The 17,624-nt window shown below is 43.0% G+C and carries 13 protein-coding genes; 9 read left to right on the forward strand and 4 right to left on the reverse strand.

Annotated elements, in window-relative coordinates; genetic code table 11:
- Positions 1 to 69 precede the first annotated feature (69 nt).
- The 5 genes from LZG71_RS19105 to LZG71_RS19125 all read left to right on the forward strand — a co-directional run bounded on the left by LZG71_RS19105 (position 70) and on the right by LZG71_RS19125 (position 5,756).
- Positions 70 to 1,884: an alkaline phosphatase gene (locus LZG71_RS19105; protein WP_233823041.1), complete on the forward strand. Its 1,815-nt coding sequence runs from the start codon at positions 70 to 72 to the stop codon at positions 1,882 to 1,884.
- Positions 1,885 to 2,283: 399 nt separating this feature from the next.
- The gene (locus tag LZG71_RS19110) at positions 2,284 to 3,624 is read left to right on the forward strand and encodes a S41 family peptidase (protein ID WP_233823042.1); all 1,341 of its coding nucleotides are present in this window, start codon (positions 2,284 to 2,286) and stop codon (positions 3,622 to 3,624) included.
- A gap of 298 nt (positions 3,625 to 3,922) precedes the next feature.
- A complete protein-coding gene (locus tag LZG71_RS19115; protein ID WP_233823044.1) occupies positions 3,923 to 4,111 on the forward strand; it encodes a hypothetical protein in 189 nt (62 codons plus the stop codon).
- Between the two features lie 134 nt (positions 4,112 to 4,245).
- Positions 4,246 to 4,857, forward strand: a complete 612-nt coding sequence (locus LZG71_RS19120) for a hypothetical protein (RefSeq protein WP_233823046.1) — start codon at positions 4,246 to 4,248, stop codon at positions 4,855 to 4,857.
- 83 nt (positions 4,858 to 4,940) lie between these two features.
- Complete coding sequence (locus tag LZG71_RS19125; protein WP_233823048.1) at positions 4,941 to 5,756, forward strand: hypothetical protein; 816 nt, start codon at positions 4,941 to 4,943, stop codon at positions 5,754 to 5,756.
- A 191-nt stretch (positions 5,757 to 5,947) separates the two neighbouring features.
- Here the strand turns inward: LZG71_RS19125 and LZG71_RS19130 are convergent, their stop codons facing one another.
- Positions 5,948 to 8,968: a DUF6923 family protein gene (locus LZG71_RS19130; RefSeq protein WP_233823050.1), complete on the reverse strand. Its 3,021-nt coding sequence runs from the start codon at positions 8,966 to 8,968 to the stop codon at positions 5,948 to 5,950.
- Positions 8,969 to 10,128: 1,160 nt separating this feature from the next.
- Here LZG71_RS19130 and LZG71_RS19135 point away from each other — a divergent pair.
- Positions 10,129 to 10,680, forward strand: coding sequence for a dihydrofolate reductase family protein (locus tag LZG71_RS19135; protein WP_233823051.1), 552 nt, complete (start codon positions 10,129 to 10,131; stop codon positions 10,678 to 10,680).
- 160 nt (positions 10,681 to 10,840) lie between these two features.
- Here the strand turns inward: LZG71_RS19135 and LZG71_RS19140 are convergent, their stop codons facing one another.
- Positions 10,841 to 11,092 carry a hypothetical protein gene (locus tag LZG71_RS19140; RefSeq protein ID WP_233823052.1) on the reverse strand — a complete coding sequence of 84 codons (252 nt, stop codon included), beginning with the start codon at positions 11,090 to 11,092 and terminating at the stop codon, positions 10,841 to 10,843.
- A 215-nt stretch (positions 11,093 to 11,307) separates the two neighbouring features.
- On the opposite strand from LZG71_RS19140, the gene LZG71_RS19145 reads away from it, so the two are divergent.
- Both LZG71_RS19145 and LZG71_RS19150 read left to right on the forward strand, forming a co-directional pair.
- Complete coding sequence (locus LZG71_RS19145; RefSeq protein ID WP_233823053.1) at positions 11,308 to 11,673, forward strand: YtxH domain-containing protein; 366 nt, start codon at positions 11,308 to 11,310, stop codon at positions 11,671 to 11,673.
- Positions 11,674 to 11,930: 257 nt separating this feature from the next.
- Positions 11,931 to 13,283 (forward strand): ATP-binding protein, encoded by a 1,353-nt coding sequence (locus LZG71_RS19150; protein ID WP_233823054.1) that lies wholly within the window; start codon positions 11,931 to 11,933, stop codon positions 13,281 to 13,283.
- A gap of 24 nt (positions 13,284 to 13,307) precedes the next feature.
- Here LZG71_RS19150 and LZG71_RS19155 read toward each other — a convergent pair whose 3' ends face one another.
- The gene (locus LZG71_RS19155) at positions 13,308 to 13,430 is read right to left on the reverse strand and encodes a trehalase family glycosidase (protein WP_304488665.1); all 123 of its coding nucleotides are present in this window, start codon (positions 13,428 to 13,430) and stop codon (positions 13,308 to 13,310) included.
- A gap of 74 nt (positions 13,431 to 13,504) precedes the next feature.
- Entirely contained in the window at positions 13,505 to 13,705 is a 201-nt protein-coding gene (locus tag LZG71_RS19160; protein WP_233823056.1) for a hypothetical protein, read from the reverse strand.
- A 734-nt stretch (positions 13,706 to 14,439) separates the two neighbouring features.
- On the opposite strand from LZG71_RS19160, the gene LZG71_RS19165 reads away from it, so the two are divergent.
- Entirely contained in the window at positions 14,440 to 17,613 is a 3,174-nt protein-coding gene (locus tag LZG71_RS19165; protein WP_233823058.1) for a TonB-dependent receptor, read from the forward strand.
- The last annotated feature ends 11 nt before the right edge of the window (positions 17,614 to 17,624 follow it).

Consider the following 17,624-nt stretch of genomic DNA (forward strand, 5'->3'; position numbering starts at 1 on the left):
TCGCATTTGGTTTGCAGCTATCTGCCATACATTTTCAAGATTAAAACAACCTCAATGCCCATATCCACCATGAAAAAATACCTTCTAACCTTATGCCTTATCACGAGTCTGAAAGTCTCTGCTCAGCAACTCAATAGCACCGCATTTCCGCAGGGACATTCGCATAACGATTATCTTCAGGCTGCTCCATTTACTTTGGCATACCAGCAAAAGTTTGGTTCGATAGAGGCGGATGTTTTTCTGAGAAATGATACCTTGTTTGTTGCACACGAAAGCCGGGAAATCGACAGCGAACGCACGCTGGATAAGCTGTATCTGCAACCGATCCTGAAAGCCGCGGGCAAAAACAAAGGGCAGATTTATGCTGATAAAAAATTACAATTGCTCATTGATCTGAAAACATCATCCGAGCCTACATTGAAGGCGCTGGTGAAGTTGCTTGCACCACATCAGGAATTGTTTGCTGAGAATGGCTCGATCCAAATTGTAGTGAGTGGTAATGTACCTGCACCGGGCGCTTTTGAAAATTATCCGTCTTTTATCTCATTTGATGGCCGCCCGAATGTGACTTACACAGCGAACCAGCTGCAACGAATCGGACTCATCAGCCAGGATTTTGGTTTCTATTCCAAATGGAACGGCAAAGGAATTCCCGTGGAGGCCGACCGCAAAAAACTGACCGAGGTGATTCGCCGGGCGCATGAGAACAAAAAGCCGTTTCGGTTTTGGGCAAGTCCGGATAACATCAATACCTGGAAAGTGCTGATGAATCTGGGGGCTGACTACATCAATACCGACAAGGTTACGGCACTGGGCACTTTCCTGAAAGGCAGAAAGAACGCGGAATTTCAGGCGGAAAGTTTTTACGAACCATACAAACCGACCTATCGGAACAACGACTCCAAAGGTGCGGTGAAGAACATCATTTTGCTGATTGGCGACGGAATGGGTCTGGCGCAAATACATGCCGGTCTCACCGGAAATGCGGGCAAATTGAATCTTGCTCAATTTTTAAATATTGGTTTTTCCAAAACCGCCTCTTCCGATAATTACATCACCGATTCTGCTGCCGGAGCTACTGCTTTTGCAACGGGTAAAAAAACAAGAAACCGGGCGATTGGTGTGGACTCTAATCTGGTTGCCTCACGGTCGATCATCGCTGACATTCAGGAAACGGGCAGAAAAACGGCGCTGATTTCTTCGGGTGATATTACGGACGCCACGCCGGCTTCGTTCTATGCCCACCGTCCGGAAAGAAGCATGCAGGACAGTATTGCCAAGGATTATCTTTCTGGTAAAGTCGATGTGCTGATTGGTGGTGGTTATGCGCATTTTCAAAAAACCGGAACCGATCAGAAGCTCAAAGACGTGGGCGTTCAGGTCTCCAATCAGTGGAAGGATCTGGCATCTCTTCAAACGCCTTTTGTATTGCTTGACGAACAGAATGCCAAGTCCGTGACCAACGGCAGAGGCAACTTCCTGGCTGATGCTTTCAAAAAATCCATCGACAGTTTTAAAGGACACAAGCCCGGTTTCTTCATGATGGCCGAAGGCGCTCAGATCGACTACGGCGGACATGCCAATATTGTGAGTTATGCTGTTACCGAAATGCTGGATTTCGACAGACTCGTTGGCGAAGCGCTCAAATTTGCAGACAGCAACGGAGAAACGTTGGTCATCGTCACCGCAGACCATGAAACGGGCGGCTTGACCCTACTCGACGGCAATCTGAAAACCGGTTATGTAGACGGACATTTCAGCACCGACGACCACACCGGAATCATGGTACCCGTTTTCGCCTACGGCCCCCACTCTCTCGATTTCCGCGGCGTATATGAGAATACGGAGATATACCACAAGCTGATGAAGCTGATTGGGAAATAAAACCTTTGATGTAACATAGCGCATCGGTGTAGTTTCTACTCCAACTAGCTAAACCCTTCATTAAAAAAGGCCATCATGCCAACGAGCGTTATGCTTTTGGTGTGATGGCTTTTCTGTTTTTGGATGGAGTAGGATTATTAGATTATGCCCTTTTGGGATGTAACTAGCCGGTAATAATATTTTTCTTGACAATTTCGTGTGGCAGGAAATGATTTGTTAATTGCTGTAAGGATATTACCCTCTTTGATGATTACAAATTTTGGTTTTGCTGCACTGGCGGGTTCTCTACTAGATTTTGGTTTGGCTTCGTATCGCGTTTTTGTCAAGTGATTAGGGTATTTGATTTTGCAAAATCATATTACGGAGTTGGCAGCTGTTATATTTGACATTCCGTATAAGATGAAACTATTTAAAATAATCATACTCTTTTCTTTACTTTCAAACCCTGTGTTTGGACAGTCCGAGCAATGCACAGGGTACAGAAACGATTTAATTTTTCTCAAAAAGTCTCTTGAAGAAAATTATCCTTCGCTTTACAGATTTAAAAGCAAGGCTTCTATCAACAAGCTATTTGACGACTGCATTCAGGAAATCGACAGTCGCACATCAGAGAAAGATTTTTACAAGACACTCAAATTGATATTGAGCCATATAGAAGATGGTCATTTAAACTGTTCAGCTCCTGACAGCCTGCGACAATTAATTGATGTAAAGGAAAAGCATTTTCCATTATCGCTCTATTTTACAGAGGACAAGACTTATGTGGATTGTTCAAATTTGTTAGGCTTTCCTTCGGGAACAGAAATAACTGAAATTAATGGCGTAAGCATCTCGGCTATCAAAAAAAACCTTTTTAATTATATCGTTTCCGACGGCAAGATAGAAGCAAAAAAATATTGGATTTTGAACCACTCATTTTGGTTCTATTTCAGTTTAGTCTACGGTCAACATAAGGAATATATGATTACCTATAAAAACAGCAACGGTCAATTACTAAAAACAACAGTCAATGCAGTTCATGAAAAAGAAATTCAATGTAAGAGCCTGACAGACAACAATGATGATAAATTAGTTGATTTAAAATTTTTACATCAGAACATTGCCTTATTGACAATCAGAACATTTGCAAACGATGATTTACAAAGTGCTAATATTGATTTCGCAGATTTTCTTAATTCTACATTTAATGAAATAAAGACAAAGAAAATAACCTCTTTAATCATAGACCTTAGACTAAATGGTGGCGGACGTGATACTTATGGTGCTTTGTTATATTCCTATTTATGTGACACAACATTCCACTATTATCAACAGCTCGAAACGTCTTCAAAAATATTAGATGAAAAAGAACATCCAAATTTATCACTTCAACAACCGAAAAATAACTACTTCCCAGGGAAGGTTTATATACTAATTAACGGACTGAGCTTTTCGGTAACAAGTGAATTTTGCACAATAGTAAAAAATAACAACCGGGCGATTTTCATAGGTGAAGAAACAGGTGGTACTTATTGCGGAAATACTTCTGGAAATTTTATCGAAACGTCACTTCCCTATTCCAAATTTATCGTGTTCACTCCAACAACCAAATACACAATGGTTACAACTGACAAAAATAATATTGACAGAGGAATAATTCCTGATTACATTATCAAACCAACTGTTGCGGATTTGATTAACAAAAAAGACGTACAACTTAGTCTAGGTATTAAACTTGCTGAAAAGAATAACAGCCGTTAACATCGGTTTGGCAATAACGGGGCTGAAGTGCAAACCTCAACATCAGTTCTTCTATTGAGCATTTATGCAAAACTTAACTTTTGTTCTTCGATTTCCGCCACTTCGCCAAGCCGCAAATCGTTATAGGCTAGAAAAAAGGATCCGAATGGAAAATACAACTAGACAAATTATAGAAGGAAATACAGCGATTAAATCTAAGAGAATTATTTACTCGGAAATTTTATTTTGACAGTTGGTGGGTTATTCAATATTAATAGCGGCCTAACAGAATCTTTGACCAAACTAACCTTTATAAGAAATGGCAAAATTTATTAAAGTCGTAGATACCAACTATCAATCTGAGTTTTACTACAACGTGAATTCAATTGTCTATTATAGTGCTTCTCAGACAGGTGAAGAAAGGGCTTACCTTTTGCTCACAAATGGGAACTACGTTTACGTTAATGATACAGTGGAAGAGATCACCGCGCAAATAGCCCGAGACTAAACTCCCAAGTTAGGCGTAGTCTCCAGACTACGTCCAAGCGTCATCGTTCTCCAACCGCCTGAGAAATATAATATCCATGTAAGCAAGGCTACCAACTAAAACTCTCAGAAACACGAATTCAAAATTGAAGAGGAATGAAAATAGTTTTTATGGCGATTGGATTGGTGGTTGCGGCCATTGTAACTTTTGCCATATATAGATTTGTAACCGTCAGAAAACAGAATAGCAAACTTAACGCTGAACGGTTTGACAGGGTTAAAGAACTTTATGATAAACTTGAAAGCGGACAGGAAGTAACCGAGGCTGATGTTCTGCCGTATGCTAAAAATATAGTTACAAGAGAGACTGCATTTCAACTTTTGGCTGACTACGACAAGACAAATCTTTTTCCCAATGAATACTATAATCTAATCTCAGGAGCTGAAAGTCATCTTTCAAATTGGTTAGAATTCCCAACAGAACTCGATGCTCACCCGGACGAAATTGAACATATCAAAAGAGTAACGTTGGATTTTGACGGAAAGAATAACCTGGTTCATTATGAAGTTTTTAAATACAGAATGAATGAACCACATTGGGCAGCAGAAGATGGCTGGATGTTAGGAGTTGTCGGTCCTTATTTTGAAGATAGCAAACCTTATGACTTTGCTCAAGCAACATTTAGCAGATTTGGCAGCACATTGGACAAGGTCACTCCGGAGGAAGAAGCAAAATGGGTTCATGAAAATATTTCAATGAGACGATAAGAGAAGCCCAGCCGGGCATTATTTCGGCTGACGGAATTCTATTCCAACCACAACGCAAGTACTTTAACGTCAGCAGATATACTATGACAGCATTTCACGAGCACGAATGGGAGATTGAAGCTTTACAGAATCGCTATAAAGCTCTGAATTGTATTGAGCTAACCAAAGACCAGGCTGAGAAAGTATTTATATATGAACGAGAAAAAAATTCTGGTTCTTCCAAATATTATTTCTCGACATGGGAAGAATTAGACTATGAAGAAGTTAAGTTCAAAGAGATTTTGACTTCGTCGCAATTTGAAAGCTACATGTCCGAACGCCCAAATCAACTAAGGCGAATAGAAGAAAGTTTAATTGAAAATGACAAACAATACTTACCTCAACTGAAAGCGGCAGAAGAAAGCTTTGATTATTACAAAAACATTTTAGTTCCTTCTTTGCGTAAAGATTTGATGCCATTGTATGCAGTTTTTAACTCTGACCGGGAAAAAGTACATTTTCTAAAATCAGAATACAAGCAGTATTTGATTGACGCTAAAAAACAGATTTTAGTTGACCATTTCCGACATTCTAAAACATTTCAACCAATAGTTTTAAAACTTAACCTTTTGCGGCACGAACAGATGTGTTTGCTTCCAGACTATTTATCTTTTAAAGTTTCAATGGATATAGCGACAAAAGCTGTTGCCGATTTTTTACTAGAAAAGTTATTGATAAATTTAAAGAATTTACCAGACGAAATAAAACAGACAATGGATGAATTAAAAGTATTTAATACCAATACCACATCAAAACATATAGGTAAAGTAAGAGGTTGGCATACAACTAATCACATAGAAAATGAAAAAGAGGAACTCATGTCTTTGGTTCTTTTTGATACACAAAAGTACATCTGCTAGCCTGGGATTTACTGTTATACTGGCAGACGAATAGCTCCAACCGACTTCGATATATTGTACTAATTTCAGATGTTTTCGGTCAGAGACCGATTTCGTTCAAACGTACCAGAACGGCGCCGAACGACAAGTTCATCCAAGATGGATTTATACGAGTCCCTGGAAATCAATCCAGGGACTCGTCAATCGGATAACTAGTTGTTTTTTATCACCTTTTGTGAAACAGACGAACCATCAGTCGCTTGAATATTGATCAGATAAATCCCACCAGGGAGAGATCCGATGTTAAGCGTTTTCTTGTTGTCACCCGCCTTGTTGCGACTTTCAATCAGGACGCGTCCAGATACATTCAGAACCTTAATAGTCTCCGTTCCGCTTAATCCTTCGATGGTCAGCTCCTCCTGAACAGGATTAGGATAAGTTGAGATACGGGCCGTTGCATTTTCAACAGATACTGCTCTGATCGAACTGAATGCGTATGTTCCGTCCATATCTACCATTCTCAGCCGGTACAAATTCTCACCGTTAGACGGTTTAGCGTGTACATAGCTATATCCGGACAATTTCTTACTTTCTCCTTTCGAACCAACCGAAGCAATTAAGGTCCAATTTTTCCCATTGATACTGTGCTCCACCTCGAACTTATCACTATTGACTTCTTCTGTGGTAGTCCAGGCCAGATCGACTGTATTGCCTTCCCCGATCTTCGCAGTAAAGCTTGAAAGAGTCACGGGCAAAGCGGAGCTAGATGAGAAAACATAGTTTGCAGAGGCTGAAATCGCTCCCATGGCATCCAGGACCTGGTACTGGAAACCTAACGGATTGCTGCCACTACCACTGCCAAGCGCTCCATAGAACACCAGCATATCCGGGTCAAAGTTAGGAATAGTAGTGTTTGGGGTTATCTGAACCACACCTCCATTTCCAGCACCATAGTCATAGAATATCTGCGTATTCGAATTGATGTTGCCAATAACCAGTGTATTCGCCTCCAGGTCTATTGCTCCATCCTCCGGGTCTGTTCCTGCGAAGGGTAGTAAAGAAGTATAAGGTATAGACAAGTAACCGGTCACGGGGTCAAATCCGCTTGGCGGTGTGGCGGAAAATTCTCCCGGATCGCTGGCAGGATTTATAATAGTTGTTGCTGTCGGTGGCTGCTGGATACCAAAATTGATATTAGTGCTATTCCCTGCGAATGTGAATGGAGGGCTGATTCCATCAACAGGAATTGTACTACCTGTATTTTCCGCACCATTGAACTCGCCCGTATTCATCCATCCTGTCGGGAGGCTTGCTTCAGGTGCTGCCTCACCTACCTCACCATCTGTGGTACTCAAAACCACCGTATAATCTCCGGGTGCGATGTCAGCAGTGAATTCATAAGTCCCGTCAGCATTCACGAGCGCTACCGCTACGACATTTCCATTGGTTCCAACCAGATTGGCATACAGTCCGGAAGGGACAGTGTTGGGGCTTCCTGTGCTGTTGTTTACATTACCTCCATTCGGATCATGGAATACCGTACCAGAAAGGATTGGCGCGGCAATGTCTCCGGTCCACCCGATCGTGTAAGGAACAGATGGGCTTACCGATCCGGCAGCATCATGAACAGAATAGGTGAACGATGTACTGCTATAACCCGAACCTGTAAACTCGAATTCCAGTTTTGTCGGATCGTAGTCGGAAATCATGAAACCAGACGTCGTGATTGGTACTCCATCGTAAATCAGTGTACCATTTCCTGGTAAGGTATTGATGGTAACATCATATGGTTCAGTGGAAGTGCTGTTCAAAATACCCCCATCCGGGTCATTCCCTGTTAAATTTCCAGGAACATTACCCGTATCTACGTTACCTCCAGCGTTTAGCGAAATTGTGGAATTAGCTACTGGTGTTGTAGATAACGTAAACGATTTCGTATCAGCTACCGGTGGCTGTTGGATACCGAAATTGATATCTGTGCTGTTAACTCCGACTGTAAAAACCGGACTGATTCCGTCTACCGGGGCTGTGGTTCCTGTATTCTCAGCACCATTGAATTCTCCTGTATTTACCCAGCCAGCAGGAAGGCTTGGTGCCGGGGCCGTACTACCTGGCGTTCCATTTGTAGTGCTTAGCACCACGTGATAATCGCCGGCTGGAATACCCGGAAAACTATAAAACCCAGATGAGTTTACGGAAGCAACAGCAACGACGTTTCCGTCAGTTCCGATCAAATTGGCGTAAATTCCGGAAGGTGTTGTATTGGGATCTCCTGTGCTGTTGTTAACATTTCCTGCATTCGGATCATGGAATACTGTGCCGGAAACAGATGTATTCAAGATTGCATTGGGGCAACTTGCTCCGTCATTATTGTTTGCACCTCCTGTGGCAGCTGTCGATATCAGAGTGGCGGCATTTGTAGCCGTATTGACCTGGTAAAATCCTCCCAATGTATTGGCAAACACATAAAATGAATTGGCCGTCTGATCGATAAAAATCGAACCAAAGGCCACCTTTTCATCATTTTGGATGCCGCCTCCCGCAATTGTTGTTGCCGTAATTGTTACCTGTTGCGTGACCGGATTAATGGTAAATCTGCGGTACGCATTGGTTGCACTTTGTGCGTCAATAATACCAGTTAACAGCCCACTTGAAGCATTGTAGACGATATCTGATATCTGCAGAGTCGTAGCAGCGCCGGCTAAAGTATTTCCGAACGGAGCGGTATCCAGTGTATAAGCGGCTGTTGGATCAACCAGTTGCAGATAAGTGGATGCCCTGGCTGGATTGATGTCGACTACGTAATATGTTGTAGCCAGCCTGCTGTATATGAACAGGTAGCCGTCTCCAAAGACCTCCCCGACATTGTAGTATGCTGAGACCGCCGGAGGTGGTAAATTAGGAATTGTGTAGCTTGTAAGGGCAGCATTAGAACCAATCTTGACTACCTGATTGGTCAGGACATTGACACCCCAGATATAATTATCCAATGTATTGTAACCTATGGCATTAACTCTCGCCGGGAGCGCCCCCAGCAGGGTTCGGGCGCCTGTGGATACATTGTAGCTATAAAGAATCGAGTTTTCGTCATTAGGCCCGCTCACTTGATACGCAAGATTAGAGCATTCAAATGGGGTAGGTGTTTGCGCCCAGGTAAAGGAAATATTCAGAATTAGAATCAAATTAATTGATGCTGTTCTTAGCATTCTGCTGTAAAAGTTAGCTGTTCCCATATGCAATGGTTTTAAGTAAGGTGTTTAGTTTTTCGTTCAGTTTGATGTAGACAGATCAGAGGAGTTATTTGCTTTTTACCCGTATCCGTTTTGCCGAAACCAATGATTCGCGTACGCTGCAATGTCTCCTTCGTCGTGATGAAAAGCTATCCGGGCGTGTAAAACAGGTTGAATAGAGTTTGTTCATAATTGTTATTTAGTTGTTTTAACTTATAATAATAAGTATCATCCAATTGATCATCCGGCTTTATATCACTTCATCAGTTTTTGTGTTTGGTTAAAAAAAATTGAACTAAATTTCATCAAATGAGACTTAATGATCATCCAAAACAGGTATAGTTATCACGCTTTTTGGATGGTGTGTATAGCATGAATTTTAAAAAGGATAATAAAGAATTAAGATTTTTGTTCGATTAAAATCCGTATCTATTTGTTGTCATCACAAGCAGTCGAATCAACTGATATCAGATCCTCACGAATCGCAGACAATTTTGATAGATAAGTCTTGTATTGTATGTGGAGGTATATTTGAAAAATTACGACCAACCGCAGAAATCTGCCATACCCTGTCGATACCACAGCCGCTGCAATTCTATAATATCACAGTAATTAATACTACTTAACAGTGCGCAATATATATACGAATGAACCAGAAATAGGTTGAAAATCTTGTCAATATGGTATCAATATTTTGTTTTTGAAGGATTGAGCTAACATTTTCGTGCAGAAATTAATCGATACATAAGAATTTCTACCATGTATCCTTAGTGGAAGTTTCGCTCGAATGACGCAAGGTATGGATGAAATATCACGAAGATCATATCGAAGACATTGATAGGGTGCATTACAAACTGTCGTTAAAAGACTATGTGTTGCTCATATGATTCAATATGCTGTCTACCGATATGCCACCTTTTGCTCATCCCGTGAACACGCAGATTTAGAACGCTCCGGATAGGCTCCGAACCGATGTCAAATGCAGCAACAGCCATTGTTCCAATATATTCTATGGCATGATAAAGATCCGGGACTACCTTCAGTCGTTAAGGGTAATCATAGAGCGATCGGACCGTTGGTTGCAATCATAGATATATATCATATTTTTACAATGTTGATTATCAGGTATTTATTATTAATTCAAAACAAGCCACTAATTAAACATGAGAAAAGTAATTGCAGCATTCAATATGACACTTGATGGTGTTTGCGATCATACGACTGGCGTTGCAGACGAGGGACTGCATCAGCATTATGCTGATTTGATGGATGGTGGTGGTGTTATATTGTATGGGCGGACGACCTACCAGCTCATGCAATATTGGCAAACACTGTTGCAAAATCCTTCCGGGGAAAAATCTATGGATGACTTTGCCGTCTCAATGGACAAAATTCCAAAACTTGTTTTTTCCAACACGCTGACAGACACGGGTTGGGAAAGTGCAGAACTTGTAAAGAGACCTCTTGACGAAGAAGTGCTGGAACTCAGACAACAAGTAGGCAGGGACATTCTTATTGGAAGCAGGAGCCTGATCGTTCAACTTCTGAACAGTCATCTTGTTGACGAATTACAGATTTGTATTCACCCCGTCATCGAAGGAAAAGGGCTCAAACTTTTTGACAAGATCACGGACAGGATCATGTTAAAACTCATAAAGACAAAATCGCTGAGCTCAGGTGCAACGATATTCTACTACGAACCGACACGTGAGTAGACGACGAGCTACGAGCAAGGAATTGCCAAAAGGAGAACTCAACAGCTTCGATTGAAAATCTTGGAAAGGACAAGCATTCGCTTTCCGACCAGGCCTCGCCTCTACACTGAATTCAATTCAAAACCACCCCAAACAAGAAAAGGCTATGCTAGTCCTGCAATTACATGTCGTATTTGGCAATATTTTTTGGCTTGCGCCTGAATTCGTAGTTGGAGTCAAAATAATAAACATTGGAATCGTCGCAACCCAAACCGATCATGGGGTGAGCGGACTGTTTCGTTTTCTCCTGTGCAAATGACCGTGAAGCTGTGATTAGTAATACGCTTCCGCTCAGCAGAAGGGCGGATACAGACAATGCTATGACCAGAATTCTTTTGCTTATCTGATCCAGATCTTGAAAAAGAGATTTCATCCTGACTTATTTGGGTTGATTTATGATGTCTAAATATAATTACCGTCGCTGAATTATTGCGTACCCACCAGGTTAACATATTGTTACCACTTCGGAGGATGGCCGTGCAGCTACTGCCAGAATTCAACATCCCGCACCAGATGCACGCCTTTCGGAAACCTGTGGCATGTATTTTTTATAGTCATCTTAAATTTTTCAGATTAACACTAAATAACATGAAGATCAAAAAACTGAACCGATACGACGAGTCCATTGCTAACAAAGAATTCTTCGCTGGCTTATTGGCCGGAGTTGCCCTGGGAGCAATCGCGGGTATCCTTTTAGCACCAAGATCCGGAAAGGATACACTGGATATACTTACAGGAGCCGTGAGCGGTCATGCAGAGGATCTTGAATCTGAATTGAGCAAAGCCGGGGATAAAGTTGGAAAGAATCTGGACAAGGTGTCGACCAAAGCCAATTCACTGGCCAATGAGGCGGAAGATAAATTGAATGATTATGCTGACCAGGCGGAAGATAAAGTATCGGAAGTTTCGGGTGAGGCGAACTCCATTGTTGACAGAATAAAATCCCGCTTTTAACAGGTCGTAATACCACTTGTTAAGGATATAAAATGAGGGCTAACCTGCCGGTTGGTCCTCATTTTTTGATTTGAAACCTACACCCAATGAGCTGAGTTACTAAGTTTAGCAATTCATAAATTACAATAAGAAACAGTTTTTGAAAAAGATACACATCCCCTCCCCGGCTGGCGTGATATTTGTAAACTTGTCAGCAGAAACTACAATTTCTGACTAAAAAACGAACCAACGATAATGCAGGCTGTCAATAGTAACTTATGAATGGGGCCACCGCTGAACACGAGGAGAAGAGAATTGCTGCCCTTCGCAGTTACAATATTTTGGATTCGCTGCCAGAGCAGGATTACGACGAACTGACCAGGTTGGCTTCGGAAATATGCCATACGCCTATCTCACTGGTTTCTCTGGTCGACGAAGAAAGGCAATGGTTTAAATCGAGGCACGGACTTCCGGTAAGTGAAACGCACCGAAACCTGTCCTTTTGCTCTCATGCAATTACCACACCTGACCAGACCATGGTCATCAATGATTCCAGAAAAGACGAAAGGTTTGCCGATAATCCATTGGTAAATGGTAATCCGCACGTGATTTTTTACGCAGGTGTTCCTCTTGTCGACAGTAATGGTTTCGCTCTGGGCTCATTCTGTGTAATTGACAACACACCCAGACAGCTTTCGGATCAGCAGCTTTCGGCACTTAAAGTACTTTCAAAGCAAATTGTGCGGCTTCTTGAAGTCAGAAAACTCCGTTCCGAATCGTCTGACTTCGAATTGGATTTTGAAGGCCGGCTGGAAGATTTGCTTAGCCAGCGCACCTATCATCTTACAAGTGTAAATAAGGAACTTTCGGACTTGAACAGGAAGGTCACGGAAAATAACGATGATCTGAAAAAGTCGAATCTGGATCTGGAACAGTTTGCCTTTGTGGCATCGCACGACTTGCAGGAACCGTTGCGCAAGATCCAGTCATTCAGCGATCTGGTTATGCGGCGATATTCGGGCAGCCTGGGTGAAGGAGCAGAATATATGGCTAAGATCCAGCTTGCCGCGCTCCGTATGTCGCAACTATTGACCAGTCTGCTGAGCTTTTCAAAAATATCATCGGGCAAACAGTCCAAAGGTGTTATTTCAATGGACCAGGTAATGCAAACTGTGCTTTATGATCTTGAACTGGCTATCTCCGAAACAAAAGCGGTTTTGAAATGCGATCCTTTACCCATGGTAGAGGCCGATCACACGCAGCTGTGCCAGGTTTTTCAAAACCTGATTATGAATTCACTCAAATTCAGAAGGAACGACACGCCCGTGCAGATAGAGATCCGCCACAAAACGGTGCCCAAAAAGGATTTACCTGCGGATGTTAGTCTCGCCAGAATTTGCGACAACTACCATTTGATAGAAGTGGCAGACAATGGTATCGGATTTGATCAGGAACAGGCGGGAAAAATGTTCCAGCTGTTTCGCAGGCTTCACAGCACGCGCGAATTCCCCGGAACGGGTATTGGCCTGGCAATCTGCGAAAAAGTGATCGCCAGCCATGGTGGTGCTATATCCGCCAGGGGACAAAAAGACAAAGGGGCTGTATTCAGCGTATATTTACCAGCGGTTTAGCCCAACCCCTTCACTCTGATTTATTTAGCGTTCCCGGTTTTTCATTCTCAGAAACACCGCGTTTGTCCAGCCGAATCCTTCCTGGTTTGCATATTCACCACCGCCCGCGGTCAGGCTGGTATGTGACACATTGTATTTTTCGAGCATCCACCCAGAATGTCAGAATAACATGTGCGTCAGGCAATTACTTTTACAGAATCGTCTTTCAGAATATCCTGTACTTACACCATTTTGACCAGTACCATCAGCATCGCCATAATCGGGATTGTGAGTGTAAGACCCAGCAAACCGCCAAAAGCTCCGATCACAAGCTGAGAGCCGAACACCAGAGCCGGAGGCATGTTGATCATTTTTTTCTGAACCAGAGGTGTCGCTACACTGCTTTCAAATGCCTGTACACCCAGGTACATGACCAGCAACATACAAAACCTGATCGGGCCCGTCGAGTGAAGCAAACAGCAGAGCTGGAAAAAGGGCGATGATCGGCCCGAGGTTTGGGATAAAAGAGAACAACCCGGCATTCTAATGAAAAATTAACCACATCCATCAGTGAATCAATCCTATTGTATGTTTTAAACCCGGATACGTCCATATAATTCTACTACCGAACTATTACCATGAACCGATTTGTGTTGTTACAACACTAGCTTTCAGGAAGTAATCATACAACCGGCAGCAAAATGACTCTGGGACTTTTGAATACATTTATGCCCACATTATTATAACCATTAAGCAATTCCGGATTTAAGTGGCAGTTCACCAGGATAAGCGAAGTTTCCAATCCCGGATCAGCATTTTGACTCACATGAAGAGCATCTTCCAGACAAAAGTCCAGCCATTTTTGCAGAGCGATTTTGAAGAGAATTGATCTATGAAATGAAAAAATATAACTGACCCGGGAAGTAAACGCAAAGCTTGTGGTACGATAAAAAAACAATGAAGATTTTTTTCGTCAGTCTGAATCAAAACCATTTGTTTTGTCTATTAAACTTATGGGCTATATATTCTTAATCGAAATACCACTATGAATTTTACTTCATCCGCGGTGCATAACTGGCGGATTTTCTTTGTAAGCCAGCAAAAATCCGGGGCCAGCTTCCCAGCCGGGTTTTTCAATCCGAAACGATAACATCCAAAGCAACAACAATCCCAACTTATGAAAAATAAATTACCATTATTACGAAGCTGGCGCACGGCTCCGCTCCTGAGATTACAATACACATTTATAATTTTGCTGACCAGCAGTTTGGCCGGCTTTGGACAAAATGTAGTAAGAGGAACCGTTTTTGACGAAAAAAATCAGGCGGTTGTTGGTGCTACCATTGCCATTAAATCAACCACTTCTGGAACGGTTACCGATGCAAACGGGAAATTCAGCATCTCCACTAGCAAAGCACTGCCCTTGACGCTTGCGGCGAGTTATCTGGGATACAAAACACAGGAAATCTCAACGGGAAACAGCTCTGAACCACTTCATATTCAGTTATCCGAAACCACCAATCAGCTGGACGAGACTGTTGTTGTTGGTTACACCACTTCCAAAAGGTCGAGCTACACAGGATCGGTTGCCGTTGTGAACGCCAAAGACCTTGAAAACCTGCAAATTACCACCATAGGAAAAGCTTTGCAGGGAACAATACCGGGACTACAATCCATCGCCTCGGCAGGACAGCCCGGAGCGGATGCCGAATTGTTTGTACGTGGCGTAGGTTCGGTAAATGCTTCAACAGCGCCGCTTTATGTGGTTGACGGGATTCCGGGAGCCAATGCCAACAATTTAAATCCAAGAGATATTCAGTCTATCTCGGTATTGAAAGACGCAACAGCAAGTGCGCTTTATGGCTCGAGAGGTGCGAACGGAGTCATTGTTGTTACGACGAAATCGGGCTCACTGAACTCCAAACCGACTTTCAATTTCTCTGTCAACTACGGTTTTACCGGTCGTGCCGTTAAAGATTATGAATATTTGTCGGCAAAAGATTATTACGAATTACAATGGGAAGCAATCCGCAACACGCAGGTAGACCAGGGCAAAACCGCCGAAGTAGCGGCACAATATGCGACGGATTATCTGGTGGATGGTTCACTTAAAGTCAACGTTTTCGGTCCGAACTTCCCGAAGCCGGTTGGGCTGGATGGAAGGTTGGTGGACGGTGCAACGGCACTCTGGAACGACGACTGGGGCAAGTCCATTTCACGCCCCGGTATTCGCCAGCAGTACGACCTGAGCATCAGTGGCGGAAGTGCCAATACCAAATATTTCCTTTCAGCGGGTTATCTGAATGAACAAGGGTGGATCAGAACTTCTGATTTCCGTCGATTCAATCTGCGTACCAATTTACAGTCGAAAATAAACAACTGGCTTGATGCCGGAGCTACCGTTTCCTTGTCATCAGGTTTGCAAAAATCGCCAAACCAAAGCGACAGCAACACGGGAAATTTCGCCAATTTCCAACGTTTGATATCCAACATTTACCCCGTTTACGAACGCAATGCGGACGGGACATTCATTTTGGATGAGCAGGGAAACAAGAGATGGGATTACGGAAGATATCGCCCGACAACGGCATCCAGCGGTTCCAACATTCTGGGTTCTGCTGAAAACGCGATCTCGGGCGACCAGACAGATGCGGTGCTGCTTGGAACCAATTTCACGCTTACATTTTTGCCAGGTTTGTTCATTAAAACCACTGCAAATGTGGATTACCGTGCCGGTACCTCGCACACCTACTCCCACTCCTATTACAGCACAGGGGTAATTACCGACGGTGCAGGAACAGCATCCAGAAGTTCGAGCCGTACACTGAACTACACCGTAAACAGTTTCCTGAATTATTCATTAAACCTGGGCGCAAACCACGCATTGAGCCTGCTCGCAGGACCGGAAATTTATGTAAACAACAATTCTGAATTATCCGGAAGCCGCACTGGTTTTCAGGTTTTGGGAAAAACCGAACCATCTGCCGGTACACTCAGCGGCGTATTCAACGGAACGTCATCTGACTATCGACTTGCCAGCGGACTTGCCAAACTGGATTATGATTACCTGGGACGTTATCACTTCTCGACCAGCTATCGCCGCGACGGGTCATCCCGATTCAGCAAACAAACCAGATGGGGAAATTTTTGGTCGGTTGGCGCTGCCTGGAATATCAAAGAAGAGGCATTTCTTAAAAATGTATCCAATCTGGATAACCTGAATCTGCGGGCAAGTTATGGAGCCCAGGGTAACGACAATGTCGGAAACTATGCCTACGGAGGTTTCTATTCCATTTACAACAGTTTGGATAAACTTGGATTGCTACCGTCCGATCTTCCCACTCCGGATCTGAAATGGGAAACTAACCTCAATCTCAATTTTGGTGTTGACGTTGCCCTGTTCAATAACAGGATCGTAGCACAGCTGGATGTTTTCGATCGCCAGTCAAAAGACTTACTTTTCAACAAACCACTTTCACCATCAACCGGTTACAGTGGAATTGATGCCAATATCGGTTCACTAAGCAACAGAGGTATCGACGGACAAATCACTGGTGTAATCATTCGCAACAAAGATTTCAGATGGAATGCCACCCTGAACTTTGGACACTACATCAACAAGATCACCAAGTTGCCTCAAAAAGAAATCCTGACGGGTTCCATTGGTCAATACGGAAATACCAAAAAGCTGGTTGAAGGCGGATCTATTTACGATTTCTACATCAAAGAATGGGCGGGCGTAAATCCGGCAAATGGCAAGGCAACCTGGTACAAAGACGTTTTAGATGAAAACAAAAATGTTACCGGCAGAACAACCACAGAAAACCAGACAGAAGCCACTCCTTACTTTCAGGGAAGCTCCCTACCCGATTTCTACGGCGGTTTTAACAACAGCATTTCTTACAAAAACTTCGATTTCTCATTCCTGCTGGCATATAGCATTGGCGGAAAAATATTTGACGGAGACCAGCCGATGGTAACACATTTGGGCAATGCACCCGGTCGTGCCTGGTCGCAGGAAGCACTTAATCGATGGACGCCAGAGAACCCGAATACCGAATACCCTCGCCTATCCTACGTCTCCGATGCCTGGAACACCATTCCTTCCACAAGATTCTTGTATGACGCTACCTACGCGAGGTTGAAAAATGTCGCCTTGTCCTACACATTGCCGCGTGGACTGGTATCCAAGCTGGCATTGAGCGATGTGAAGATACGGCTGGTTGGGGATAACCTTCTGACCTTTTACGGACACAAAGGATTGGATCCTGAGCAAAACATTTCCGGCTCTACTTTCTACCGTTATCCCGCACAAAAGTCATTCTCAGCAGTCTTAAATGTATCATTTTAACTACAACTCTT

The sequence above is a fragment of the Dyadobacter sp. CY312 genome, from assembly GCF_021390535.1.
Classification (GTDB): Bacteria; Bacteroidota; Bacteroidia; order Cytophagales; family Spirosomataceae; genus Dyadobacter.